The sequence below is a fragment of the Enhydrobacter aerosaccus genome, assembly GCF_900167455.1.
GTDB classification, from domain to species: Bacteria; Pseudomonadota; Alphaproteobacteria; order Reyranellales; family Reyranellaceae; genus Reyranella; species Reyranella aerosaccus.
In genome coordinates this window covers 192030-216655 of record NZ_FUWJ01000009.1, presented here as the reverse complement: position 1 = coordinate 216655, position 24626 = coordinate 192030, and the positions used below count along the sequence as shown (strand labels likewise).

The following is a 24626-nucleotide window of genomic DNA, read 5'->3' as shown; positions in this document are numbered from 1 at the left end:
CAAGCGAATCGTCGGGCCTCTCTGTAACAGGGAGCGCGTTGATGAATAGCGATGAGCGAGGCGCGGCGAGCCTCGAGACCGTCCTTCTGCATCTGGATCGCCGCCGCGATGCCGACGGCGCCGTGCACGCGCCGGTTCATCCCAGCGTGCCCTACGGTCATCCGGACACCGAGGCGCTGATCGCCGTGTTCCAGCAGAGCCGGCCGGGCTTCACCTATGCGCGGCAGACCAATCCGACCAATGCTGCCCTCGAAGCGAAGGTGTCGCTGCTGGAAGGCGCACGGGACAGCGTCGTCTTCGCCACCGGCATGGGCGCGATCTCCGCGACCTTCTTCTCCTTGCTCGCGCAGGGCTCGCACGTCGTTTGCAGCCGCCATGTGTTCGGCAACACGTCGAGCCTGCTCAGAAGCTTCGAGCGCTTCGGCGTCGCAGTCGACTTCGTCGACGCCACGTCCGCCGGCACCGTCGAAGCCGCGCTTCGACCGGCGACGCGGCTGGTCTTCGTCGAGACGATCGCCAACCCCGGCACCGAGGTCGCGGATCTGGAAGGGATCGGCGCACTGTGCCGCGAGCGGGGCGTGCTCTTCGTCGTCGACAACAGCCTGACGACGCCCGCGCTTGTCCAGCCGGGCCGGTTCGGAGCCGGCCTCGTCGTCAATTCCCTCACCAAGGGGTTCGGCGGTCACGGCGCCGCGATGGGCGGTGCCATCAGCGACACGGGCTGTCACGACTGGGCGCACGACCCCGGCGTCGATCCGCTTTACCGTACCGGCGATCCGGCGAAGTTCGGCCTGACCCAGATAAGGCGGAAGGGGGTGCGCGACTGCGGCGCGTCGCTGCGGGCGGAGGACGCCCATCGACTGGCGGTTGGCGCGGAGACCCTTCATCTGCGGGTCGAACGCGCCTCGGCCAACGCCCTCGCGCTTGCCCGCTGGCTGGAGCGGCGGCCGGAAGTCGCTTCCGTTCGCTACCCTGGCCTGGAAAGCCACCCCCAACACGAGCGGGCGAGACGCCTGTTCGGCAACAGGTTCGGTCAGCTCCTGAGTTTCAGCTTCAGGCCCGATCATGCGTTCGCGCCCCGCCTCGACCGCCTGCGGCAGGTCGTTCTGGCGACGCACCTGTGGGACGCGCGCACTCTGGCCATTCCGGTGGCGCACACCATCTTCGCCGAACTTGGCGAGGTCGGCCGCAAGGCGGCCGGCATCGACGACGGGCTGATCCGTCTCTCGATCGGCCTGGAAAATCCGGAGGATCTGATCGCCGACTTCGCTCAGGCGTTCGACGCCGCCGCGGAGGCACTGGCGTGATCGGACCGATGGCTCACCCGCCGGCGATCAGGCGTTCACCGATGCCGTCTCCGTCCGACTCGATGAAGGAGGCGCGGAGACATCCGACCGGCTCGACCGGAGCATCACCAGACCATCATGGTCATGGGCTCTTCTTGGCTCCGAGCAGGGTATCGATCGGGACAGCCGCGTCGCCTGTGTGCTCAGTGGCCGGCCGCTTCGCGTTGAAGGCGGTGAGCGTAATCTGGAGCGCGGGCGACTGCCTGACCGAGGTTACAACGCTGTAGGCGTAGGTCGTGGTGGTCGCGGTCGCGGATCGCGCTTCAACGACGGCCGTGAGGAAGCCGTCCGACTTCGCCTGCTCCAGACAGCGTCGCAGCAATTCCTGCCGAACAGCGGCCGCCTCGCTGGGCGGCAGCTTCGCGTCCCACATCGCGGTACAGGTATATTCGCCCTTGTAGGGCTGCTCGCGGCGCAGCGTATAGTGGCGCTCGATTTTGTACTGCGTCGAACAGCCTGCCACCGCCATCACCGTCGCGAGCAGCGCCAGGCGAAGAAGCGTCGGCTGTACGCGCTCGGGCCGCGCTCGCCGGTTGAACGTCACAAACGCCGGCACGTGCCGTGTGCGGGCCATGGTCCCCTCGTCTCGATTGGCGCCTCATCCTGAGCTCAACGGACAAACTGTCGCCACGCGATGACATCACAGGTACAACCGCCTCAAGCCCGGCGCGATAGTATGCAGACCGCAATGCAACCTCAAGGCGCGCCGTGTCGATGGATTGTCCGGGCTTCACGGCCCGACGACGAAGCAAGGCGCGTCGTTCCCTTCAAGCCAACTATTAATCGCAGCAAGACTGCTTGCCGAGCGGGCGCGCGGCCCGCGCACACGCCCAGATCATGGCGTGAGCAGAGTCACCCGTTGACGGCGATGTGGATGATCCGGATCAGGACCAGCCGCCGGCGTGGCCGAGGTGGGCGTGCAGGATGCCGCTCCTAGCACGATGGACAGCAATACCCCGGGTATCACCACAATATGGACTTCTATTCAGCTCGATCTCGTGAACTGACGCGAACGCCGTTCGCCGTCTCGCGAGATCTGCCGTCAATTTCACAAACTAGCAAAAGAAGTAAATTTTACACCCCTCTAAGGGCAGTACGTCGGATTTGACCTCGAAATCAATCAATCGTCTTTTTTAACGAGAAATCGGAGATAGAGATTTTTTAGACGCTTATGGACACGAAATTTACGAGTCTCATCTTTGAAAAAATTTAAACAGACAACGTGAAAAACCGGAGATCACCAACATTTCGCGAAGAAAGTCGCGCATCACCTAAAATGATATTAGTAAAATAAGTAAGCAATTTCAATGCATTAACAAATATTAGAAGAACATCATTTCGATGTTCGCGATATCTCTGCGCCGTCACGCGACACCCAAGACCAGTCGCCGATGGTGGAAAAAGTAAATTATTTGAAAGGAGATTGACTCGCCAAGCGGCATTCTGCATAGTCCTATGCGCCCACAGGCCGAGATTGGAGGTTGGGCATGCGCGAACAGCTTGAACCGGCGATTGCTGCGCTCCAGCAGCAGTTGATTGATCAGGAAAAGAAGGTCATCGAGACCAAAACCCTCATCAACCGTCTGTGTGAGGCTGCTGGGATTCCCCCTGCCTATGCCGATGTTGGTTCACCCACGGGTCCCAGCATCACGGCCATCCGCGGCGACACTTTCTACGGAAAGGTGATGACCACAGCTGCCCGCGAATACCTGCAGATGCGCAAAGCCGCCAATCTTGGGCCGACCACAGTCCGCGAGATCTACGAGAGCCTAAAGAAGGGCGGCTATCACTTCGAAACCGAGGATGCCAACAACGCAATGACAGGCATCCGGCAGGTGTTGCGTAAGAATTCTGGCATCTTCCATCGTCTGCCTAACGGCGAGTGGGGTTTGCTCGCTTGGTATGAACGCGTGAAGCAGCAGAAGCAGGCGAAGGCCGCCGCCGCTGATAGCGACGACGATCAGAAGGACTTCGAGGAGGGCTTTTCGGCGGAGTCCGACAAGAAGGACGCCGCATAACAGAAACGGCGGCCACCGGCCGCCGTTCCGTATCGAGTGTCCAAGGTGCCGACTTTGCACGGAGAGCACCGAGGGCAGAACCCCAACGAACACGAGTGCGCATCGGAGTGTGGCGATATGCAAATACGCTAAGAGGTAATTAGCAAGCACTTGCTATCCCGCTGGGTTCGCCGCAAGGCTGCCCAGCGTGGTTCCTTTTATCATCTGGTAAGTCGAGTAGCAAAGTCCAATGCCTCGAAGCAGTTGGGTGATAGAATGCGCGCCATGACGCTGGATGATCTCGAGGCGAGGATCGAACGCCGCAGAGCCGAGTTGGGCTTTGTTGGCGATAGCCATGTCATGCCCAATTCCGGCGCGAGCCGCACCGCCGAGAAGCGCGAACTGCTGCGTTTTCTGGCCGACGAGGCGGCGAAGCGACAAACGCCGCTCCCCTTCAAAGCCAACTACTGATCGTAGCGGCGTGCAGGCCGCGCAGGCTCGGATCACGGCGTAAGCAGCCTCACCCGCTGATGGCGAGGTGGATGATGCGGATCAGGACCAGGCCGCCGGCGAGGACGAGGTAGGCGCGCAGCACGGCCATCCAGAAGCGCGTCGCCGGGGTCAGGCGTGCGGGCGGCAGGGTGTCGAGCGCCGGCATGCGCCAGCTCGCCTGCAGCGAGCGGTCGACCGCCTCCTCGGCGCCGCTGCGCCGCCGCGAGATCACGAAGGCGAGCGCCGCCACCACGGCGAGCGCGCTGCCGCCGCCCAGGATGCCGAGGATGGCGCCGTCGCCGAGATCCGGGAACAGCACCGCCGCGGTCAGCACCACCGACAGCAGCACCAGCGCCGCCACCACGATGCTGGTGAACAGGTTGACCCAGCGGCCGTTGATCCACGGCCCCAGCACCGCGCGGTCGTTGCACAGCAGCAACAGGAACACGGTGGCGCTGGGCAGCAGCACGCCGGCCAGCGTCTGCACCGCGTTGGTCAGCAGGCCGAGCGGCGTGCCGGGCGTCAGCACCAGGATCGCCGCCAGGAAGATCAGCCCGACATAGACGACATAGAAGGCCTTGGCCTCGCTCGGCTTGCGATGCAGCGAGTGGTTGAGCGACAGCACGTCGCCGATGGCATAGGCGGTCGAGAGCGACACCGCGCTGGCGCCGATCACGCAGGCATCGAGCAGCGCGACGGCGAAGCACACGCCGGCGATGCGCCCGGCATGCTTCTCCAGCCCGGCCGCGACCGCGGCGGCGTCCTGGAAGGTGCCGAACTCGGGCCGGCCGGCGAAGGCCGCGGCGGCGAACGACATCATCGCCACCGCGCCCACGATCACGATCACGATGCCGAGCCACAGATCGACGCGGGCATAGCGCATGAAGCGCGGCGTCACGCGCTTGTCGATGACATAGCTCTGCTGGAAGAAGAGCTGCCACGGCGCCACCGTGGTGCCGACGATGGCGATCACCAGCAGCATCACGTCGCCGAGCTTGGCCCCGGCCGGGAAGGCCGGCGTCGCGAGGTCGTGCGCGATCTGCGCCACCGGCGGATGCGACCACAGCAGCACCGGGATCAGCAGGAAGCTGCCGAACACCAGCATCAGGGCGAAGCGCTCGAAGCGCTGGAAGCTGCCGGTGCTGGCGGCGCCGACGATCAGGGCGGCGGCAGCGACGATGCCGATCTCACGCGGCAGGCCGAGATATTCCAGCGCCAGGCTGATGCCGATGAACTCGGTGACGATGGTGAGGGCGTTGAGCAGGAACAGGTCGATGACGCTGAAGGCGCCCCAGAACTTGCCGAAGCGCTCGAGGATCAGCCGCGCATGGCCGACGCCCGTCACCGCGCCCAGTCGCAGCACCATCTCCTGGTTCACGTAGAGGACCGGGATCAGCAGCGGCAGCGTCCACAGCAGCGTGGTGCCGTAGTTCTGTCCGGCCTGCGTGTAGGTGCCGAAGGCGCCGGCGTCGTTGTCGCCCACCATGACGATGAGGCCCGGCCCCAGGATCGCCAGCAGCGTCATCAGCCGGGCGCGCCAGCCGTCGCGGGCGCCGACATCGTCGCGCCGGATCGTGCCCAGCGCGCCATGGATATCGCCGATATGGGCCTCGTCCAGGATGGCGCCGCGGGCATCCGCGGTGGTGTCGATGCTGGTCATGATCGCACGCCTACTCGCTCGGGTTACTGACTCGGACTGGGGAACTAGAAGCGGCCGTCGGTCGGCACGACGCTGACGGCCGGGTCGGGCTCCCAGCGGCAGACCAGCCGGCCATCGGCCTCGCGCTGCCAGCCGCACGCCAGACGCGGACCCTCGGCCGGCAGGCGATCGAGGCCCAGCAGGCGCGCGACATCACGGCGGGCGTCCTGTTGACGCCGGACATCCTGCTGGTGCCCAGCGTGGGGGCGAACCCCGTGTTGGAGAGCTTTTGCAGTCGCAGCCTGCCGTGCATCGGCCAGGCGGACATCCAGAAATGCGGCGGTCATCGCACGCCTCCTCTGTCAGATCGGTTGAGTCCGACCCGGGAGACGGCGGGACCGGGGGGCTAGCGGGTAGCGGCCCCCAGGATCCGAGTGTCCCGGGCTATGGGCCCGGCCGTCCTCGCCGTCACGACGTGACCGCGGTGAACCGACCGAGCGTTGCTAGATCGCGGGTTCATCGATTCCCTTGCAGATTGTTTCCGAGGCGGCCGGACCGTCGCATTCGACAACCGGGCCGCCAGGAGCCTATATACCCCCCTCCAGGATGGGATCAAGCCCGATGTCGCCGACCACGCAAGAAAAAGAGAAACGCAAGCTGCTGATGCGCGTGCGCCGCATCCGGGGCCAGCTCGATGCCGTCGAACGGCGCATCGAGGAGGAGGCGAGCTGCTCGGCGATCCTGCAACAGGCCACCGCCTGCCGCGGCGCGCTCGACGGCTTCATCGCCGAGGTGATCGAGGACCACATCCTCGAACATCTGGTCGATCCTCAAGCCAAGCAAGGCGACCCGCGCACGCAGGCGGCCGAAGAGCTGGTCGAGATCATCCATTCGTATCTGACGTGATCGGCCCGATCTGATTAGCCTGATCTGATCGGCCCGACCTGATGAGTCCGACATGATCAGCCCGATCTGATCGGCCGCTCGCTCCGGACGCTCGCTCCGACACGGTCGACTCGTGTCCAACAAGCAGCAGGAAGTGCTGCAACATCGCGGGCCGTCCGGCGCCTTTCTTCAGTTGCACGTCGCAAGCGAGAACAAGTAACGGCCAACAATTTCCGCCTGTGCTGCAATTACCACCGCGAGGCGATGTGTTCTGCTGGCGGCGCACACCAACGTCGCTAGTATGCGCGCCGCCATGTTCCGCCTGCGCCTCGAATTCCTGCCGGTGTTCTTCTTTTCCGCGGCCGCCGCGGTGCACTTCTTCGCGCCCTGTGGCCAGGCCCAGGATGGATGGTTGGAAGACGAGCGCACCGGCTGCCGCATCTGGACGCGCAACGTCGAGCCCGACGATTCGGTGATCTGGAACGGCGACTGCAAGGGTGGCCTGGCCGAGGGACGCGGCACCTACGAGTTCCGCTACAAGGGCGCGACGACCTGGAAGGGCGAGGCCGAGTTCAAGGCCGGCAAGCGCGAGGGACGCGGCCTGTCGGAGAGCGCCGACGGCGTGAAGATCGAGGGCGAGTACCAGGACGGCGTGCTGAACGGCCGCGTGATCGAGACCGACGGCAAGGCCGGCCGCTATGTCGGCACCTATCGCAACGGCGAGCGCAACGGCCTCGGCCGCTACACCTATGCCAACGGCGACCGCTACGACGGCATGTTCGCCAGCGGCCTGCCCAACGGCCGCGGCACCTTCTCGGGCCACAACGACGCGGGCGGCGTCGAGAATTACGACGGTGTGTGGCGCAACGGCTGCTACAACGACGGCAAGCGCCAGATCGCCGTGCTGGTGACGCCCAAGGACTGCGGCTTCGAGTAAGACCGCTGCCGCGAGACCGGCGCCCAAGGACTGAAGGCGATGCGTAAGGAAAAGGAGCGTGTTCGGGTTTATGTCTTTCGCGGTCCGGGTGGGGCCGCGTTCATGCTCGACACCGTCGTCACCGCAGCGCTCCTCGCTGCCGTCATGGCCGTATATGGTGGCGGCGGCATCAAGCAGACGGCAGGACTATCAGCCGCTTTCGGGGGCTGCGCCGTCTATCGGTGCGGGCTTCTGAAGGGCGGTGAGTATCATCTGGGGATATGGGGCCAACGCAAAGCCTCCAAGTTCCGCCAATCCTTCCGTAACGCCGGAATGGAAGTTGAAATCATCAAATCTCGGCCGCCGGGTCGATTGGTCTGGCGCCAGACGAAGTAGCACCGCCACATCACCCGCCGCGTGACCCTGCTTGCAGGGACTCCCAACAAAGTTCGATCTCCCGTCATCCCGAGCCCAGTCGAGGGATCTTTTCGAGCGGCGTTCGGTTCAACGGCGGCGGAAAAGAGATCGCTTGGCTATGCTCGCGATGACGAGGTTGCTGCGCTGGTGATGACGGCGTTGCTACGCCCACGGCGACAGCGCTGTTGCGCCCGCACTGACGTTCGACTCCCCTCCGTCATCCTGAGCGGAGCCGCCTGGAAGGCGGCGCAGTCGAGGATCTTTTTTTGAACCGGCGCGGATCAGCAGTCGCTGTCGCCCTTGGCCTCGTCCTGCGGGCGTTCGCCCGTGCGGGGGTCGACGAGATGGATGCCGCCGCAGACCGGGCAATCCTGGGGGACGAATCGCGTCGACGGATCGACCTGCTCGATCGAGCCCTGGATCATCAACCCCGTCGCCGGACAGCGAAAAAGGAAATTGTGCATGCTCGACCGTGCCGACCGCAGGACCGGCCGGCGTTGACTTGAATCAAATGTCCCCCGGCATCAAAGGTCGCAGGCCCCGCGATGCGAGCGCGGGCACGAGCGCACCTTTCAGAGTCGCGATGCCGCTTTCGGCGCTGTCGGTGCCGATCCCGGGCTGCTGTGCCCCAGGCGCGGCTCCGTCCCGGCCAGCAGCCGGCCGATGTTGGTACGATGACGTACAATCACATAGAGGCCGCCGGCGATCACCAGCAGGCGATAGGGCAGCGGCTGTGCAAGGCCGAACACGAGCGCGATCGCCGTCGCCGCCGCCAGCATCGAGGCGAGGGAAACGATGCGCGAGACCGCCAGCACGACGATGAAGGCCGCCGCCGCGCCCACACCGACCGGCCACGACATCGCCAGCAACACGCCGAGCCCCGTCGCGGCGGATTTGCCGCCAGTGAAGTTCAGCCAGATCGACCGGCTGTGGCCCACCACCACGGCAAGCCCGGCGAGGCAGACGGCCCACGCCGCGCCGGTCCGCGCATCGAGTCCCGGCGGCGGCGCGAGCGACGGCATCGCCTGTAGCCAGGCGTACAGCCAGCGGATGAAGACGATCGCCGCCACGCCTTTCAGCACATCGACCAGGAGCACCGCGGCCGCGGGCCATTTGCCGAGCGTCCGCAGCACGTTCGTCGCCCCGGTCGACCCGGACCCATGCGCGCGCAGATCGATGCCCTTCAGCAGCTTGCCGGCCAGATAGCCGGTGGGCGTGGCGCCGAGGAGATAGGCGATCGCCAATCCGATCCCGCCTGCGATCCAGAACATCGTCACGCCATCCCCTCGCTGCCGCTTCCGCCGTTCAGCCCGAGCGCCGCGGCGGATCGTCCGGATTGCCGTCCTTGGGCGCGGCCTCGAAGCTGTCGAGCCACTTGCGCGCCTGGTGCTGTTCGCGGAACACCTTGATCGGCCGCTTCATCGTCGCCTCGCGCACGAACAGCTGCGCCTTGCGATAGGCGCTGTCGGTGCCGACCACGATGGCGACCGGCCCGACCGGGCCTTCCGCCTCGCGCGCGCGGACGATGCTGGCGAGATTGCGGATGGCCTCGCTCGTGATCGGCATCTCCAGCGCCGTGACATCGAAGATCTTGCGATAGGGCCGCGCCCCGCTGGCATCGAGGCGGCCGAGATAGTCCAGCATCTCGCGCGGCAGCACGTCACCCTTGGCCACCGTGATCACCAGACGCAAGGGATGCGAAAAGGTCGAGTGAAGCGGCATGTCCCTTTCCCCGCCCTTTCAATGCAGGACGATCGGCACCGGGGCAAGCAGGAGTTGAGCCCGTCGGACCGGCTCGCCCAAGGAGATCCCTCGACCGCGCCGCCCTTCGGGCGCCTCCGCTCGGGACGATGGGAGAGTCCAAAGTCTCGTCATCGCGAGCGCAGCCGAGCGATCTCTTTTCCGTCGCCGTTCACGCCGCGATCGCGGTCGAGCCGGTCGACGGCGCGAACAGGCGCACGATGTCGGTCCGGCGCAGCACCAGGTCGCAATAGCGCACACCGGCATCGCCGGACGACGGGCCGCAAAGGATGGTGCTGGCGGCAGCGATCGTCGTCCCGTCGGCAGCGTCGAGATAAGCCGCGACATCGAAGTCGAAGCGGTCCCAGTGCGTCGTCGGCACCGGCTTGCGCGGCGAGACGGCGACGGCATCGCCGGGCCAGAGCGGCCGGCCGCGCACCGCCAGCACCTGCCGTCACCCCGAGCGAAGCCGAGGGGCCTGTCTTGGCAATGCTTCCGTCAGGGGCGATGTCCGGAAAACAGGTCCCTCGGCTACGCCTCGCTGCGCTCGCCTCCGCTCGGGATGACGATGAATTGCGTGGCTTGCGATTCAGGCGAGCGCGCCACTGCGCGCGGACACCTCCGCCCTGAAGTGGCGTATCAGATCATGAGCGCCACTGGAGTGGCGCGCTCCGATGAGGGAGTTCAGGGGCAGCGCTCAAAGGTGGATTCCTTGGCTGTGGCGGCGGATGGCGGGAACAGGCGCTCGATGTCGGTTCGGCGCAGTACCAGGTCGCAGTAGCGGACGCCGTTGTCGCCGGACGACGGGCCGCAAAGGATGGTGCTGGCGGCGCGGATCGTGGCGGCATCGGTGCCGACATAGGCGGAGCCATCGAAATCATGGCGATCCCAGTGCGTCGTCGGCACCGGCTTGCGCGGCGAGACGGCGACGGCATCGCCCGGCCAGAGCGGCCGGCCGCGCACCGCGAGTTCGCCGTCGCTGGCATACTGGCGCAAGTCGGCGAACACGGTCGCGGCCGCCGTCGCCGCATCGTCCTCGACGGCGAGGCCGCGACGGGCGGCGGCGAGACGCCAGGCCTGGTGCGGGTCGATCCAGAGATCGCGCGACGGCGGCACGGGCGTGCGATCGAGCCGGCCGCGCAGCTCGGCGATGACCGCCGCGCTCTCCGCCGCCAGCGCCGGCACCGCGGCCGCGAATTTCCAGGCATAGACGATCGGGAAGGCGAGGAACGGCGCTGCCGCCGCGGCGAGGCGTGACACCGCCGCCTTCTCGAGGCCGGCCTCGCCGAGGGCGAGATAGATCGCGCCGGCGACGACGAGCTGGATCGCGAGGAACACGCCCAGTCGCTCCCGCTCAAGGCCGACGGCCCTGGTCGTCTCGCGCCAGGCTCGGAGATGGACGCTCTCCCAATATCCCATGAGCTGCCGGTGTGATGTCTGCCTCGTGGATCGGATGGGTCTTGGATCGCTGGCCGACTCGCTGGCCGAAGGCGCTCATACGTCGCTGGTCTCCGTGCTGTCGCGCACGGGAACGGCGGCGATGAGTTGTTCGAGCGTCTGGTCCAGCGGCGCCTCGTTGCGCCACAGGCCGATATGCTTGCCCTGCAGCTCGACGCAGCGCAGGGCGGGGGCGAAGGCGCCGGCCTCCAGGGCAGCGAGGCGGATCTGCTCGAGATCGCGCATCACCTTGTCCGCCGTCAGCACCAGCGGCTGGGACTGGGACTGGAGTGGAGCCAGAGGCTCGGCGCTCATGCCGAGTTGCCCCGCCGCGTCCAGCCGGTCCACGGCATGCCCGGCGCGCGCAGGCGGCGACGGCTCGGATTCATGTCGCGATATTCGATCTCGATCACGCCGCGCGCGACCAGGCTTTGCAGGTAGGCCCGCAGGCGGCGGCGCGGCACGCCCGTCCATTCCATGATCTCGGCATTGGTCGGGCAGGGCTTGTCCTGATGCAGGGCGATCATCACCAGCACGTTGCCGGCGGCGGCGTCGAGGATCGGGCGCGGGGTCCGGGACATTCACGCCGCCCTCCCCGGGAGCAAGTCGCCCCCGCCTCGCTGCCCTTCGCCCGACTGGGTCGTCCGCCATTCGGCCAGCAGCGCCGCCGACACGCGCGACTGGCCGCTCTCCGGCCGCGGCCCCCAATCGCCGTCGAGCCAGAACCGGCCGGGACGATAGCCGCGCAGCCGCGCCCGCCACTGGCCGTCGGATTCGCGATCGACCGTGCCGGCACCGATCTCGCCCCTGCCCCTCGTGCCGACCAGCGTGCCGGCCAAGCCGCGGCCCGCCGTTTCTCGCGTCGCGTTGGCCCGCCCGATCCAGTTGCGCCAGTTCGGTCCCCAGCGATGCGCGGTGCGGCCGTTGGCGAGGGCGTGGTTGCGGAAGCGCTCGGTCTCGGCCGCCAGGGCCGCCGCATCCAGGTCGGGACGCGCCGTCGCCGCCCAGGCCAGATCCTCTTCGTCGGGTTTCCAGCCGTCAGGCAGAGCCTGCGCGCGCCCTCCGTCCCGCGCCCCTTCCCCTTCCAGTTCCCCTTCCCTTCCTTCCCGATTCCCTTCCCTTCCTCCCTGCGCGTCACTCGCGCGTTCTGACGCGTCACCAGCGCGTTCTGACGCGTCACTGGCGGGCGAGGACGCGTCGTCATCGGGTGACGGGAGCTTGGACGAAGCCTCGCGCGGATTGACGTGCTGATGACGCGAGAAGGTCGGGATATGCGCCAGCCCGTCGCCATAGAGCACGACCAGGCCGCGGCCCAGCAGTTCGGCCGACAGTGTCTCGATATCGCAGGCATCGTCGGGCAGGTAGCGACGCTTGAAGACGCGCGGCATCCACACCAGGCGGCCGGCGCGATCGGCCTCGCACCACAGGCCGACATAGAGCAGGCGTGCCAGCGGACTGAGCGCGCAGATATCGTCCGACGTGAAGAACTCGGGCTTGATGGTGCGGATGCGCGCCATGGAACCTCCTTCGACGAGAGTGGATCAGGGTTTGCGCAACAGGCGGCGTTCGCGCGCGGCGATCGCCTGCAGGCCGTCGGCATCGACCAGGCGGTTGCCGACGCGGAAGCCATCGACCTCGCGATGCACGCCGAAGCCGCGCTGGCGCAGGAAGGTCACGTCCGGCATCAGGGCGCCGTAGAGCTCGCGCTCGATGTCGGATACGGGATCGGCCCATCGCCGCGGCGACGGACGGATCGGGGTCTGGGGAAGCGGCCCGGAGGTGGGCCGGCGGCAGAAGGGACGCGCCGCCGGCCCGCTCCCGCCGGCCGGGACGGCCGAAACGCTGGCCGCCGCAGGAGTCTCCTTGAACATGATTGCGATCATTGCTGTATTCGCAACATACCGTCAAGGATATTCGTGCGTTATTAACAATTTTGCGAGTACCGCATTGCGGGCAAGCTGCATTTCTGCATCTCTCCCCCTCCGGGAGAGGCCAAGGGACGAAGGGATCGCGATCGATGGACCTGAAATGGATCGCCGAGATGCTCGAGCGGCCGGGCTTCAGCCAGGCCGGTCTGGCGCGCGCGCTCGGCAAGGATGCCGCTGCCGTGAACCGCATGCTGAAGGGCGACCGGCAGATCAAGGCGAACGAGGTGCCGGTCATCCTCGACTATCTGCAGGCCGCGCCGCCGCCGACCGACCGCGTCGCGACACTGGCCGCCCAGGCGGCCGGCCACCGGCCGGCGCCGCCGCAGCAGATCCAGCGCATCGCCGAGGGCGGCGGCCGGCCCGACGTGCCGGTGTGGGCCAGCGCCGAGGCGGGCCAGGACGGCGCCATGGTGCTGGTCAACGACCCGATCGACTATATCCGCCGCTCCGAGCGTATGCAGGGCGTGAAGAACCCGTTCGCCTTCTATGTCATCGGCACCAGCATGAGCCCGGCGATCGAGCACGGCGACCAGGTGGTGGTGAACCCGGCGGTGCCAGTGCGGCCCGGCGCCGACTGCGTCTTCATCCACGACGACGAGAACGGCAACATGCTGGCCCTGGTGAAGCGCCTGCTGCGCGTCTCCACCGACCACTGGCGCGTGCGGCAGTACAATCCGCCCAAGGATTTCGACCTGCCCAAGAAGAAGTGGGGCCGCGCGCTCCTGATCACCGAGAAGCGCTACGGCTGACGCAAGCGGGGTTCTCGCCTCGTTTTCCGCATTGACCTGATATTGCTAATATCGCAATATCCGGCGCATGATTTCCTTGCGCCGCCCTGCCCCTGCCGATTTCCTCGAACGACGGCGGGCGCGGGTGGATTGGGCCCGCTGGGGCCTCGTCGAGCCGCCCCCGGGATCGCCGAGATGGCTGGTCGAGACCTGCCGCGCCGAGCTGGAGTGGGTCGAGGCGGACTGGCGGCGATTGGGCGGCGATCCGTTCCGGCTGCAACCGCACCAACCGCATCCGGCGGAGGCGCTGCGCCTGCCGCACGAGCAGGCGGCGGCCCGCCTGCTGAACTGCCATCTCCATCTCGATGGCGCCCATCGGCAGATCGACGACGCGATCCGGCGGTTGCGCCTGCAGCGCCGCGCCGCCATCGACCGCCATCAGAGCAGCGCCTATCGCCAGGGCTGGAGGCGCATCGCGCTCGACACGGAGAAGGACCTGCGGCTGAGCCGGCGGCGATGGGCCCAGGCGTGGCGCGCCTTCCTCGCGGCCGGCGCGCTCTATGAAAGGTTGCGCGCAGCGATCGAAGCGCCGCGCGCCGCAGCACCATCTCTCTCGGCATCGCTCGATCGCGACCGCCGCGTCGCCTGAGCAACCTTCCCGATCGGCACAGTGTTGACCTCGCAGGCGCGCCGATGCGCCGAACCTCCTCTCCAAGAGGTCTGCGATGATCCCCGCTTCCCTTCTGGTCGCGGCAGCCGTCCTGTTCGGTCCGCCGACCCTGCCCCTCGCGCCGCACCCGCAACCGCAGCTTGCCCAGACCCAGCCGGCCCAGACCCAGCCGGCGATGCCCAGCAGCCCGATACCGAATCGGCCCGCGCCGCAAGCCGGCACCTCGAATTCACCGGGCGGCGCCGATCCGAGCGACACCAACAATGCCGGCATCAATGCGCCACCGCCGGCCAAGCCGGTCGATCGCGCGCTGAATGCCGATCCCCGCAACCCGAGCGGCGCCCCCGGACCTTCCACTGGCTTCGGAACAAGTCCGACCCGCTGAGCGTATTCATGGATGATGCACTGATCTTCATGAGGATGGCCATGAAGCCGGTCGCGGTCTTCGCTGCTGCCCTGCTGCTGGTGGGGCTGGCATCCGGGTGCCAGCGCTCCGACCGAGCCGCTGCACGGGCGACGCCGGAGCATCCGCAGAGTCCGGGCGCCGCCTCCACCGCCAATCTTCCGCCGACGCCGAACAACGCCGGCACCGGCAGCAATTCCAGCAACACGCCCTATGCCGTCTACGGCGGCCAGCTCCCGGACTGGAGCAATCCCCGTCCCAGCGGGATCCCGCCGGCCAGCGCGGCCGCCCGGGACTGAGGTCTCGTGGCGCCGGGCTCGTTACATCACGGGAGAGAACCAATGCGCTTCCACTTCGATCCCGGCCCGCTCCGGTCGAAGTCCGCCGACACACAAGGCCCCTACTGGATGGTGGCGCTCGGCCTGTGCCTGTTCGTGGCGGGCGTGCTGTTCGCCCTCTAGCGGCGAGATCCGGCAAGAGCAGTCGCCAACCGGCGTGAGAGCGCCACTGTTGTCGACGCGATGCGAACGACTGCCCGATAGAGGCCCAAGAGAGGGGCGCGCGGGCTCTCAAGCGTGGGGCTCTCAAATGGCCAAAGCCGAACCGAACTGCTCGGTGAAGCCTCTGGCACCAGCAGGCGTAATTGCGACGGCGCGCGTGTCGGGTAACCGTCGGACCCAACCCAGATCGAAGCAACGGCTTGTCAGAGCCGCACCGATCGCGCCGGCAAGATGCGGCTTCTGTTCGCTCCAATCGAGGCACGATCGGCAAAGCGGACGCTTCGACTGCCGCAAGGCGGGCAGGTCGACGCCAAAGTCGGACAGCAACTTTGCTCCATGCGACGTGACGAGGCCTCCTTCCGCCGACAACTCGATCAGCTTTTCGCGCGTAAGCGCCTCGGTCAGAGCGACACCTAGTTTTCCGGCGAGATGATCGTAACAGGTCCGGGCATGGCGCAATGCCTTCTCGCGTTCCGAAAGGACGCGAGCCCGCGACGGCTGCGATTCGGCAAACGCCATCATCGTTTCGAGCGCCTGCGCGACAAGTGTCGACGCCAGACGGAAATATCGGTTTCTGCCTTGCCTCTCCGCCGAGATCAGTCGTCCGTCCGCCAGTTTTGCCAAATGCCAGCTTGCGGTTTGTGGCGAAACGCCGGCGGCCAAGGCCAAGTCGGTTGCGCTGTGGCGGCGGCCGTCGAGAAGGGCGCAGAGCATCGTCGCGCGCGCCGGATCGCCAATGATGGTTCCGACTTCCGCCAGTCTGATCGGGCTGCTCATGGCAGAAACCTCGAGTTCTGGGTCGTTTCAGTCCACTGACAACACTTCGAGTTCGATAGAACTGATGCGGGTTGCGGCGATTTCCGGGATCGCCCATCTCACGCACGCAACGCGGCCATCGTCCGGTGCTCCGCATCCAGGAATACATGGCCTCGTCGCCCACTCAGTCACCTACCTGGTCAGTCACCTACCTGGTCAATCACCTAGGAGAGTCGCATGAACAAGGATCCCAATATGGTGCTCCCGGACGAACGCGCCCAGATGGAGCGTGTTTACAGGGCCTGGGACACAGCCATTGCCGCCGGCGACATTTCTTCGCTCGTGAACCTCTACGCTCCCGATGCGGAGATCGAAAGTCCCCTGATCTATGAATTCACGGCATCCAAGACCGGCGTGTTGCGAGGGCGCGAAGCATTTCGCGCGCTTTACCAAGAGGTCGCAAGACAGCAGTCGAACGTCATTCGGCCGAAGCACCATGACGACTATCTCGTGCGGGGACACCGGATCATCTGGGAGTACGCGCGCGTCACGCAGTCCGGTGATCAAAGCGAATTTGTGGAGTCCTGGGATTTCAACGACCGATATGAAATCCGGTGTCATCGCGTCTACTGGGGGTGGTCCCGCATAGCCAACCTTTCGCGCAAGGGATTCGGCGCCCGGCCCGAGCGCGGCGCATAAGCGCCTCATCGGGGCGACAAACGTGAAAAGACGCGCCGGCCTCGATCCATTTTGGGGTCGCATCGATCAGCGCCGTGGCGAGGAAGCAGACCCGCCTTTTCCTGCGCCACGGTTTTTTCTCTACACCTGAATCGTTCGGCATCTTGCAGGGGACTGCCGGCTGCGCCTCGTTCGCAGCGGCCTATCGGGCGAGCGCTCTTGACGGATGCACCGCTATTCCGATCGACCATCACGGCTGGACCTGCAGCAGCGTCGCTGGCAGGATGCGCGCACCTTCCCGGTCCGGGAAGGTTTTTCGTGATCGTGAGTCAGAGGCAAGCCCGCGCCATGCCAGCCATTGCCCCCGCCACTATCGACGGCCTGTCGCAACTGGCCGACATCGATGTGGACACCATCGTCAAATATGAAGGCCTGGGGCTGATGCCCAAGCCGCGGTTGCGCTCGGGTCGGCGCACCAGCACGCCCTATCACCAGGAGCATCTCGACCGGCTGAACTTCATCCGCCGTGCCCTCGCCCTCGGCTTTTCGCTCGAGGCGGTGGCCGACCTGCTCGGTGTGCGGGGCGGCATGCGCACCTGCGGCGACATCTATCTGATCGCCAACCGCCAGCTCGAGGAGATCCGCCAGCGCATCGCCCACCTGCAACAGATCGAACAGCAACTGGCGCCGCTGGTCGAGGCCTGCCCGCGCATCGGCGATGCCCGCGGCTGTCCGATCTGGCAGGCTCTGCAGGAGCATCCCAAACAGGCGTGAAGCCCGGCCCCTGAAATCGGACCCATGAGACCGAGCCCGTGAAACCGGGCCCCTGAAACCGAGCCCGTGAAACCCGGCGCCCGGGATCGGCGTTTGACAGGGGCAACCCAGAGCAAACGAGGTCCTGGTCATGGCCGAGATCCACGCCGTCTCCTTCTCCGATCTTCCCGCCGATGCTGGCCTCTCGCCGGCCGATGTGCGCGAACATCGCCGGTCGCTGTACCGCTTCGAACGTCTGGTGCTGTTCGGCGTGCTGCACATCGTCTCGATCCTGGCGGCCCTGGCACTGGCCTTCCCGGGCAACGCACCGGTGTTCGGCTTCCTGTTCGGAATCGTGGTCAATCTCGGCCTGATCGTCGCTGCGGCCCTCACCGCCAACGCCGAGAAGGCGTAGCCAGCGCCGCGACCTATTTTACATTGGCGGCGACGGCCTCGCATGACAGGGTGCCGCCGCGATGTTCGAGTTGTTTTTCGATAAGTGTCACCGGGTGCTGATGGCCAGGATCGCCGGCATCTTTGGTTCCGAGGAATTGAGCGGCCTGGATGCCGCGATCATCCGTTTCCTGTCCGGCCAGTCCGCTCCCGAGCGGATACGCGGCCTGTTGGATTTTCGCGCCCTCGAGGTGCTGGCCGTGCCCGAAAGCAAGATCGTCGAGCGGGCGCGCCGGCCGCCGATCCTGAGCGATCAGCGCGTGATGGTGGCGCCGCCCAGCATGGGCGAGCGCTTCGCCGTGGTGTTCCGCAGCCAGCAGCGGCTCGCCACCGGGAAGGAACCGATGGTCGTGCAGTCGTTCGACGAGGCGCTGGCCTTCCTGGGCGTGACGGCACCGCAATTCGACCCGGTCGCGCCGGCCTGAGTCGTCGCGCATCGCCAACTGCGCCGCATCCACTCACAGCGCGAACACCCGATCCGAACGACAGGTGCGCGGCCGGCAGCCGGTGCTAAGCTTCCATCGACTATCCGCGATGGAGGATCGCCATGGCTTCGACACTGTCTCTTCAGCCCCTAGAGGGCATCACCTTCGGCGCCGTGGCCACCGGCTTTCGCATCGCCGAGCTCGACGAGCCGACGTGGCAGGCGCTGCATGATGCCTGGCTCGACCATGCGCTGCTGATCTTCCCCGGCCAGTTCCTGACGCGCGACGAGCAGATCGCCTTCGCCCGCCGCTTCGGCCCGCTCGAATTCGAGATGGCCGCCATCAGCAACGTGAAGCCCGACGGCACGCTGCGGCTGGAGAAGGACAACGACGACATGATGAAGGTGTTGAAGGGCAACATGGGCTGGCATGCCGATTCGACCTACATGCCGGTGCAGGCCAAGGGCGCGGTGTTCAGCGCCGAAGTCGTGCCCACGATCGGCGGCGAGACCGGCTGGGCCGACATGCGCGCCGCCTACGAGGCGCTCGACGCGGCGACGCGGGAGAAGATCGACGGGCTCTCGGCCTTTCACTCGCTGCACTACAGCCAGTCCAAGCTCGGGCATCAGACCCAGAAATCGGATGGCCAGTACAACGGCTACGGCCTGCATGACGGGCCGGTGCCGCTCAGGCCGCTGGTCAAGACGCATCCCGAGACCGGCCGCAAGTCGCTGCTGATCGGCCGGCATGCGCACAACATTCCCGGCATGGACAAGGCCGAGTCCGAACGCTTCCTCGACGGCCTGATCGCCTTCGCCTGCCAGCCGCCGCGCGTCTATCACCACCACTGGGCGCCGGGCGACGTGGTGGTGTGGGACAATCGCTGCCTGCTGCACCAGGCGACGCCCTGGGACATGACCCAGCCCCGCGTCATGTGGCACAGCCGCATTGCCGGCGACCCGGCGAGCGAGGCCGGACTGGCGGCTTAGGTTTTGCTGCCCTCACGGGCGGACCTCCGACCCGCTCGTGACAGCGATGCATCGTCCACGATCATGGACATGGAACGATTGTCTACGATCGTAGACATATCCCCTTCGGTCCACGTTCGTAGACATCCACGCCTTGTCCACGATCGTGGACTCGCATAGTATCGCGCCGTCTCGAACCAAGGGCACGCGACTCATGGCCGTGAAGCAGGGGCGGACACGGACGACCAGAACCCTCGCCGACATCGTCAATCTGATCGCCTCGACCCGGCGGGCCCGCGGCCTCACCCAGGCCGAGCTCGCGAAGCAGGTCGGGGTAAGCCGCGCCTGGCTCGCGGCCGTCGAAGGCGGCAAGCCTCACATGGACTTCGCCCTGATCCTCCGGACCCTGGCGGCATTGGACATCCGCCTCACCGCGACGACCGGAGACAGGCCGAAGGCGCCCGCGCCCGGACGGTCGACTGCGGCAACGCGGGAAGACATCGACGGCATCATAGCCAAGGCCCTCGCGCGGCACCCATGACGGCCGATCGCCTCGTCGCAATCGCCGAAGACCAGATCATCGCCGAGATCGGGAGGACGACAAAGTCCGGCCGGTGGTCGCTGGCTTACACGCCGTCATGGCTCGACGAGCCGACAGCCTACCCGCTCTCCCTGTCGATGCCGCTCGACGCCGCCGACTATCCCCATTCGAAGGTCGAGCCGTGGTTCTGGGGGCTCCTGCCCGACAACGATCTCATCCTGAGTCGGTGGGCCAGCCGCTTCCACGTCTCTCCCCGCAATCCCTTCGCCCTGCTGGGTCACGTCGGGGAGGACTGCGCCGGAGCGATCCAGCTTGTCTCCCCCGAGAAGGTCGATGCGATCCTCGCCAGGCGCGGCGCCGTCCAATGGCTTAGCGAGGCCGATATTGCCGAGCGCCTGCGCACGCTCAAGACGGACCCGTCCGCGTGGCGCCGGAGCAGCGATACCGGCCAGTTCAGCCTGGCCGGCGCCCAACCAAAAACGGCGCTCATCCATCGCGGCGGCCGATGGGGCATACCGTCGGGCCGGACACCGACGACGCACATCCTGAAGCCCCCGAACGATGCCTTCGCCGGCCACGCGGAGAACGAACATGTCTGCCTGCAGCTTGCCGCTGCCCTCGGATTGCCGACAGCCGAATCGACCGTGATGCGGTTCGACGGCGAGATCGCCATCGTCGTCGAGCGATACGACCGCATACGAAGCGGCCGCGAGATTCGCCGCGTCCACCAGGAGGATCTCGGCCAGGCGCTCGGCTGTCCGCCCGCACGCAAGTACCAGAACCAGGGCGGGCCATCCGCAAAGGACATCATCGACTTTCTCAGAACGCACTCGGCAAGCCCGACCGACGACGTCTGGACCTTTGTCCAGGCTCTCGGCTTCAACTGGCTGATCGGCGGGACCGACGCCCATGCGAAGAACTATTCGATGCTGATCGGCGCAGAGGGATATGCCCGCCTCGCGCCGCTCTATGACGTCGCGACCGCGTTGCCCTACGACTTCGACAGGAAGAAGCTCAAGCTCGCCATGAGCATCGGTGGGGAATACCGGCTCGATGCGATCGGCTGGCGCAAGTGGGCCAAGTTCTGCGACCAGGTCCGCCTGCCCAAAGAAGAAGTGCACGCCCGCCTCACGAGTCTCGCCGATGCGCTTCGGGAGCATCTGCCTGCCGTCATTGAGGAAAGCGTCAGAGCGGGACTCGATCGCAAGGCACTCAGGACCATTTCCACCGCTCTGAAGCGCCGGGCCGACGAATGCGCCCGGGAACTGGCTTCCTAAGGCGTCGCGCGTTCGGGTATGAGCGGACCGGAGGTCCGCGGTCCCGGATGAGCTCTGGTCGGGTCACATCATGGTCTTGAAGACGCATCTGCGGATGCGTCTTGCCGGCCGTTGCCTGCATCGACAGTGTCATGGATGACGCGCTAAGGAGAGGGGATACCAACCGTGCAGGAGCTGTCATGAGCCCGTCCCTGTCGCGCCTCGGCACCATGCTGGCCGCGGTGCTTGTCCTCTTCACCGTTTCCTCCTGCGGCTACAACACCATCCCGACGCTGGAGGAACAGGCCAAGGCGAAGTGGGCCGACGTGCAGAACAACTACCAGCGCCGGGCCGACCTGATTCCCAACCTGGTCGCCACCGTGCAGGGCTACGCCAAGCAGGAGAAGGACGTGCTCACCTCGGTGGTTGAGGCGCGCGCGAAGGCGACGCAGATCACGGTCGACGCCTCGCAGCTCACCGACCCCGCCAAGCTGAAGCAGTTCCAGGACGCGCAGAACCAGCTGACCGGCGCGCTCGGCCGTCTGCTGGCGGTGAGCGAGAATTATCCCGACCTCAAGTCGAACCAGAACTTCCTCGCCCTGCAGTCCCAGCTCGAAGGCACCGAGAACCGCATCGCCGTGGCGCGGCGCGACTACATCGAGGCAGTGCGTGCCTACAACACCGAGCTCCGCACCTTCCCGGGCGTGCTGTGGGCGGCGATCTTCTTCCGCGACGCCAAGCCGATGGCGGAGTTCACCGCCGGCGAGGAGGCGCAGAAGCCGCCGGCCGTGAAGTTCTGATCGCATCGGCGTGGACCGAACCATGAGTCGCGCCGTCTCGGTGCCGTGCCTGCAGCGGCCTCCGGTCGTGCTGTCGCCGAGGGCGTCCCGCTCGCTGGTCGGTGCGCTCGCCGTGTCGGGGCTGGCCTGGCTGTGCCTGGTGGTGGTCGCCTTCGCCGCGAATTTCCCCGCCCTCACCGGCCGCATCGTCGACCAGGCCGGCATCATCCCGGCCGAGACGCAGGCAGCGCTCGACCCCAAGCTCGCCGATCTCGAGGCCAAGTCCGGCATCCAGCTCGTGGTGGCGACGGTGAAGTCGCTCGACGGCAAGGAGATCGAGCCCTACGCCAACAATCTGTTCCGCTTCTGGAAGCTCGGCGAGAAGGACAAGAACAACGGCGTGCTGCTGCTGGTGGCGCCCAACGAGCGCAAGGTGCGTATCGAGGTCGGCTACGGGCTCGAAGGCACGCTGACCGATGCCATCTCCAAGGTGATCATCGTCAATGCGATGGCGCCGCGCTTCAGGACTGGCGATTTCGGCGACGGTATCACGCGCGGCGTCGACGACATCATCACCGTGCTCACCACCGACTCCTCCGAGTGGCAGAAGAAGCCGTCGCTGCGGCTCGACAGCGCCGAGAAGCCGACCCTGCACACCTGGATCGTGTTCGGCATGGTGATCGTGGTGATCGTGCTGCTGATCGTCTCGCCCACCTTCCGGCTCTGGTTCTTCACCGCTTTGGCGTCGGGCGGGCATCGCCGCGGCTATGGGAGTGGCGGTTACGGCGGCGGCGGTTTCTCGGGCGGTGGCGGCGGCGGCTTCTCCGGCGGCGGTGGCTCGTCGGGCGGCGGCGGCGCCTCGGGAAGCTGGTGAGGGAGGCGGCCATGGACAGGTCGACGGATCTTTCGAGCGAAGACCGCGCGCGCATCTCGGCCGCCATCCACGCGGCCGAGCAGCGGACCTCGGGCGAGATCGTCTGCGTGCTGGCCGAGCGGTCGGTCGATGCGACCGGCCTGCCGATCCTGATCGCCGCCGTGATCGCGTTGCTGGCCCCGTGGCTGCTGGTCCATTTCACGATGCTGCCGGTGGCGCAGATCCTGCTGATCCAGGCGGCGCTGTTCGTCGTGCTGCTGCCGATCCTGTGCCTGCCGCGCCTGCGCGCCGCGTTGCTGCCGGCCCGCGTGCGCCGCGCCATCGCCCATCGGGTGGCGATGGAACAGTTCGCGCTGCGCGGCGTGTCGCGCACCAAGGACCGCACCGGCATCCTGGTGTTCGTGTCGCTGGCCGAGCGCTATGCCCGCATCATCGCCGACGAAGGCATCGCCGCGCGGGTGCCGCAGGCCGAGTGGCAGCGGGCGATCGACGCGCTGATCGGCCATATGCGCGACGGCCGCATCGCCGACGGCTTCATCGTCGCCATCGACCGCTGCGCCGACGTCCTCGCCACCCACTTCCCCCACACCGACGCCCCACGCGACGAACTCCCCGACCGCATCTACCTGATCTGACTCAAGGGAGGCCTCATAGGAGCGTCTCAGAGGAGCGCCTCATGGGAGCGCGCCACTCCAGTGGCGCTCATCTTCATGATGCGCCACTGGAGTGGCGCGCTCCCATAAGCCCGACGCGGCGGCCATCTACATCCTATACGAGCGGACGATCCGAACTGCCTCGCGTTCCTGTGAACTTGACCCCGCCTGCGGCCGGCCGCATCGTCGGCGGCACGAGCGCGCGGACGCTCGGCCGATACGCGTTCCAGCGTTTTCCAATCAAAAAATCGACCCCGGAGGAAGCCCCATGACCACGCGTCGTTCGTTCCTCAAGGCAACCAGCGCCGCCGCCACCGGCATCGTGTTCTGCGGCTGCGGCCTGCTGCAATCGGCGCACGCCCAGACGGGCGGCGGCGGCGGCCGCACGCTGCCGGTCTCTGTCGGCGGCAAGCGCGTGAAGACGATCGACGTCCATTCCCATTGCAACTTCAAGGACGTGATCCCGCTGCTGGGCGAAAAGGAAGCCAATGCGATCCTGGTGCCGCCGGTCAATGGCGCCAAGAACGCCTTCATCGATCCGGTCGAGGCGCGGCTGAAGGCAATGGATGCGCAGGCGGTCGACATGGAGGTGCTGTCGATCAATCCCTTCTGGTACGGCAAGGACCGCGACCTCGCCGCCAAGATCGTGAAGATCCAGAACGAGAAGCTGGCCGAGCTCTGTGCCGGCAAGCCCGATCGCTTCGCCGCCTTCGCCTCGCTCACCCTGCAGGCGCCAGATCTCGCCGTCACCGAGCTCGAAACCGCGGTGAAGAAGCAGGGCCTCAAGGGCGCCGCCATCGGCGGAGTCGTGAATGGCGTCGAATTCTCCGACCCCAAGTTCAACCCCGTCTGGGCCAAGGCTGAGGAACTCGGCGTGCCGCTCTTCATCCATCCGCAGGGCGTGCCCGAACTCGGCAAGCGCTTCGCCGGCAACGGTTGGCTCGCCAACACGATCGGCAATCCGCTCGAGACGACCATCGCGCTGTCGCACCTGATCTTCGAAGGCACCTTCGATCGCCATCCGCGGCTCAAGGTGATCGCGGCCCATGGCGGCGGCTATCTCGGCTCCTATGCCGACCGCTCCGACCATGCCTGCCTGGTCGGGCCGGCCGGCTGCAATCCCCAGATCAAGCTTGCCAAGAAGCCCAGCGAATATCTGAAGCAGATCTATTTCGATTCGCTGGTCTTCACGCCGGAGGCGATCCGCCATCTCGCCGCCCAGGTCGGCCCCGACCAGATCGTGCTGGGCAGCGACCATCCCTATATCTGGCAGGGCCATCCGGTGGACCACATCTTCGCCTGCGACTCCCTCACCGACGCCCAGAAAGCCGCCATCCTCGGCGAGACCGCGGCGACGCTGTTCAACGTCAAGGCGTGAGCGGGCGGCGCCGC

34 protein-coding genes are annotated in these 24626 nt (G+C 66.6%); 21 read left to right on the top strand and 13 right to left on the bottom strand.

From position 1 onward, the window contains the following. Positions 1–41 precede the first annotated feature (41 nt). The gene (locus B5D62_RS25155; RefSeq protein ID WP_085936809.1) at positions 42–1307 is read left to right on the top strand and encodes an aminotransferase class I/II-fold pyridoxal phosphate-dependent enzyme; all 1266 of its coding nucleotides are present in this window, start codon (positions 42–44) and stop codon (positions 1305–1307) included. A 121-nt stretch (positions 1308–1428) separates the two neighbouring features. Here B5D62_RS25155 and B5D62_RS25150 read toward each other — a convergent pair whose 3' ends face one another. Continuing rightward, positions 1429–1920 carry a hypothetical protein gene (locus B5D62_RS25150; protein ID WP_085936808.1) on the bottom strand — a complete coding sequence of 164 codons (492 nt, stop codon included), beginning with the start codon at positions 1918–1920 and terminating at the stop codon, positions 1429–1431. Between the two features lie 913 nt (positions 1921–2833). On the opposite strand from B5D62_RS25150, the gene B5D62_RS25145 reads away from it, so the two are divergent. Continuing rightward, complete coding sequence (locus B5D62_RS25145; protein WP_085936807.1) at positions 2834–3364, top strand: hypothetical protein; 531 nt, start codon at positions 2834–2836, stop codon at positions 3362–3364. Between the two features lie 264 nt (positions 3365–3628). After that, the gene (locus B5D62_RS25140; RefSeq protein ID WP_231714929.1) at positions 3629–3814 is read left to right on the top strand and encodes a hypothetical protein; all 186 of its coding nucleotides are present in this window, start codon (positions 3629–3631) and stop codon (positions 3812–3814) included. A gap of 49 nt (positions 3815–3863) precedes the next feature. Here B5D62_RS25140 and B5D62_RS25135 read toward each other — a convergent pair whose 3' ends face one another. Further along, complete coding sequence (locus B5D62_RS25135) at positions 3864–5495, bottom strand: Nramp family divalent metal transporter (protein WP_085936805.1); 1632 nt, start codon at positions 5493–5495, stop codon at positions 3864–3866. A gap of 44 nt (positions 5496–5539) precedes the next feature. Continuing rightward, a complete protein-coding gene (locus tag B5D62_RS25130; RefSeq protein WP_085936804.1) occupies positions 5540–5821 on the bottom strand; it encodes a hypothetical protein in 282 nt (93 codons plus the stop codon). Between the two features lie 274 nt (positions 5822–6095). On the opposite strand from B5D62_RS25130, the gene B5D62_RS25125 reads away from it, so the two are divergent. From B5D62_RS25125 to B5D62_RS25115, 3 genes are all read left to right on the top strand, one after another. Continuing rightward, entirely contained in the window at positions 6096–6380 is a 285-nt protein-coding gene (locus tag B5D62_RS25125) for a metal/formaldehyde-sensitive transcriptional repressor (RefSeq protein WP_085936803.1), read from the top strand. A 292-nt stretch (positions 6381–6672) separates the two neighbouring features. After that, complete coding sequence (locus B5D62_RS25120; RefSeq protein WP_170921123.1) at positions 6673–7296, top strand: MORN repeat-containing protein; 624 nt, start codon at positions 6673–6675, stop codon at positions 7294–7296. Positions 7297–7335: 39 nt separating this feature from the next. Then, a complete protein-coding gene (locus B5D62_RS25115; RefSeq protein WP_085936801.1) occupies positions 7336–7671 on the top strand; it encodes a hypothetical protein in 336 nt (111 codons plus the stop codon). A 302-nt stretch (positions 7672–7973) separates the two neighbouring features. Here the strand turns inward: B5D62_RS25115 and B5D62_RS33520 are convergent, their stop codons facing one another. The 9 genes from B5D62_RS33520 to B5D62_RS25075 all read right to left on the bottom strand — a co-directional run bounded on the left by B5D62_RS33520 (position 7974) and on the right by B5D62_RS25075 (position 12740). After that, a complete protein-coding gene (locus B5D62_RS33520) occupies positions 7974–8117 on the bottom strand; it encodes a hypothetical protein (RefSeq protein ID WP_170921122.1) in 144 nt (47 codons plus the stop codon). Positions 8118–8264: 147 nt separating this feature from the next. Further along, positions 8265–8963: a glycerol-3-phosphate 1-O-acyltransferase PlsY gene (gene plsY, locus B5D62_RS25110; protein WP_085936800.1), complete on the bottom strand. Its 699-nt coding sequence runs from the start codon at positions 8961–8963 to the stop codon at positions 8265–8267. 34 nt (positions 8964–8997) lie between these two features. Continuing rightward, positions 8998–9414 (bottom strand): hypothetical protein, encoded by a 417-nt coding sequence (locus tag B5D62_RS25105; protein WP_085936799.1) that lies wholly within the window; start codon positions 9412–9414, stop codon positions 8998–9000. 190 nt (positions 9415–9604) lie between these two features. Then, positions 9605–9880 (bottom strand): hypothetical protein, encoded by a 276-nt coding sequence (locus tag B5D62_RS25100; RefSeq protein WP_085936798.1) that lies wholly within the window; start codon positions 9878–9880, stop codon positions 9605–9607. Between the two features lie 236 nt (positions 9881–10116). Then, positions 10117–10770 carry a hypothetical protein gene (locus B5D62_RS25095; protein WP_139374081.1) on the bottom strand — a complete coding sequence of 218 codons (654 nt, stop codon included), beginning with the start codon at positions 10768–10770 and terminating at the stop codon, positions 10117–10119. A gap of 156 nt (positions 10771–10926) precedes the next feature. Further along, on the bottom strand, positions 10927–11184 hold the full coding sequence (locus B5D62_RS25090) for a hypothetical protein (protein WP_085936796.1): 258 nt from the start codon (positions 11182–11184) through the stop codon (positions 10927–10929). Next, the gene (locus B5D62_RS25085) at positions 11181–11450 is read right to left on the bottom strand and encodes a hypothetical protein (protein WP_085936795.1); all 270 of its coding nucleotides are present in this window, start codon (positions 11448–11450) and stop codon (positions 11181–11183) included. Before B5D62_RS25085 ends, B5D62_RS25090 begins: the two co-directional genes overlap by 4 nt. Further along, complete coding sequence (locus B5D62_RS25080; RefSeq protein WP_085936794.1) at positions 11451–12386, bottom strand: hypothetical protein; 936 nt, start codon at positions 12384–12386, stop codon at positions 11451–11453. It abuts the gene before it with no gap. Positions 12387–12410: 24 nt separating this feature from the next. Further along, on the bottom strand, positions 12411–12740 hold the full coding sequence (locus tag B5D62_RS25075; RefSeq protein ID WP_139374080.1) for a hypothetical protein: 330 nt from the start codon (positions 12738–12740) through the stop codon (positions 12411–12413). A 146-nt stretch (positions 12741–12886) separates the two neighbouring features. Between B5D62_RS25075 and B5D62_RS25070 the strand changes: the two genes are divergently transcribed. The 4 genes from B5D62_RS25070 to B5D62_RS25055 all read left to right on the top strand — a co-directional run bounded on the left by B5D62_RS25070 (position 12887) and on the right by B5D62_RS25055 (position 14897). Continuing rightward, a complete protein-coding gene (locus tag B5D62_RS25070; protein WP_085936792.1) occupies positions 12887–13546 on the top strand; it encodes a LexA family transcriptional regulator in 660 nt (219 codons plus the stop codon). 67 nt (positions 13547–13613) lie between these two features. After that, positions 13614–14174 (top strand): hypothetical protein, encoded by a 561-nt coding sequence (locus B5D62_RS25065; RefSeq protein ID WP_139374079.1) that lies wholly within the window; start codon positions 13614–13616, stop codon positions 14172–14174. Positions 14175–14250: 76 nt separating this feature from the next. Continuing rightward, positions 14251–14580, top strand: coding sequence for a hypothetical protein (locus B5D62_RS25060; protein WP_085936790.1), 330 nt, complete (start codon positions 14251–14253; stop codon positions 14578–14580). A gap of 8 nt (positions 14581–14588) precedes the next feature. Beyond that, positions 14589–14897, top strand: coding sequence for a hypothetical protein (locus tag B5D62_RS25055; RefSeq protein WP_085936789.1), 309 nt, complete (start codon positions 14589–14591; stop codon positions 14895–14897). A gap of 285 nt (positions 14898–15182) precedes the next feature. Here B5D62_RS25055 and B5D62_RS25050 read toward each other — a convergent pair whose 3' ends face one another. Beyond that, positions 15183–15875 carry an ArsR/SmtB family transcription factor gene (locus tag B5D62_RS25050; protein WP_085936788.1) on the bottom strand — a complete coding sequence of 231 codons (693 nt, stop codon included), beginning with the start codon at positions 15873–15875 and terminating at the stop codon, positions 15183–15185. 216 nt (positions 15876–16091) lie between these two features. Between B5D62_RS25050 and B5D62_RS25045 the strand changes: the two genes are divergently transcribed. From B5D62_RS25045 to B5D62_RS24995, 11 genes are all read left to right on the top strand, one after another. Next, complete coding sequence (locus B5D62_RS25045; RefSeq protein ID WP_085936787.1) at positions 16092–16553, top strand: nuclear transport factor 2 family protein; 462 nt, start codon at positions 16092–16094, stop codon at positions 16551–16553. Between the two features lie 327 nt (positions 16554–16880). Further along, positions 16881–17306 carry a MerR family DNA-binding protein gene (locus B5D62_RS25040; protein ID WP_139374078.1) on the top strand — a complete coding sequence of 142 codons (426 nt, stop codon included), beginning with the start codon at positions 16881–16883 and terminating at the stop codon, positions 17304–17306. A gap of 130 nt (positions 17307–17436) precedes the next feature. After that, positions 17437–17700, top strand: coding sequence for a hypothetical protein (locus B5D62_RS25035; protein WP_085936785.1), 264 nt, complete (start codon positions 17437–17439; stop codon positions 17698–17700). Between the two features lie 61 nt (positions 17701–17761). Continuing rightward, positions 17762–18163, top strand: coding sequence for a hypothetical protein (locus tag B5D62_RS25030; RefSeq protein WP_085936784.1), 402 nt, complete (start codon positions 17762–17764; stop codon positions 18161–18163). A gap of 122 nt (positions 18164–18285) precedes the next feature. Then, entirely contained in the window at positions 18286–19152 is an 867-nt protein-coding gene (locus B5D62_RS25025) for a TauD/TfdA dioxygenase family protein (protein ID WP_085936783.1), read from the top strand. Between the two features lie 193 nt (positions 19153–19345). Continuing rightward, positions 19346–19672, top strand: a complete 327-nt coding sequence (locus B5D62_RS25020; RefSeq protein WP_085936782.1) for a helix-turn-helix domain-containing protein — start codon at positions 19346–19348, stop codon at positions 19670–19672. Continuing rightward, positions 19669–20949 (top strand): type II toxin-antitoxin system HipA family toxin, encoded by a 1281-nt coding sequence (locus B5D62_RS25015; RefSeq protein WP_085936781.1) that lies wholly within the window; start codon positions 19669–19671, stop codon positions 20947–20949. The genes B5D62_RS25020 and B5D62_RS25015 overlap by 4 nt, the downstream gene beginning before the upstream one ends. Before the next feature lie 179 nt (positions 20950–21128). Next, on the top strand, positions 21129–21728 hold the full coding sequence (locus B5D62_RS25010; protein WP_085936780.1) for a LemA family protein: 600 nt from the start codon (positions 21129–21131) through the stop codon (positions 21726–21728). Between the two features lie 22 nt (positions 21729–21750). Beyond that, positions 21751–22581 carry a TPM domain-containing protein gene (locus tag B5D62_RS25005; protein ID WP_085936779.1) on the top strand — a complete coding sequence of 277 codons (831 nt, stop codon included), beginning with the start codon at positions 21751–21753 and terminating at the stop codon, positions 22579–22581. Positions 22582–22592: 11 nt separating this feature from the next. Further along, entirely contained in the window at positions 22593–23216 is a 624-nt protein-coding gene (locus tag B5D62_RS25000) for a TPM domain-containing protein (protein WP_085936778.1), read from the top strand. A gap of 286 nt (positions 23217–23502) precedes the next feature. Then, positions 23503–24612, top strand: coding sequence for an amidohydrolase family protein (locus B5D62_RS24995; protein ID WP_085936777.1), 1110 nt, complete (start codon positions 23503–23505; stop codon positions 24610–24612). The last annotated feature ends 14 nt before the right edge of the window (positions 24613–24626 follow it).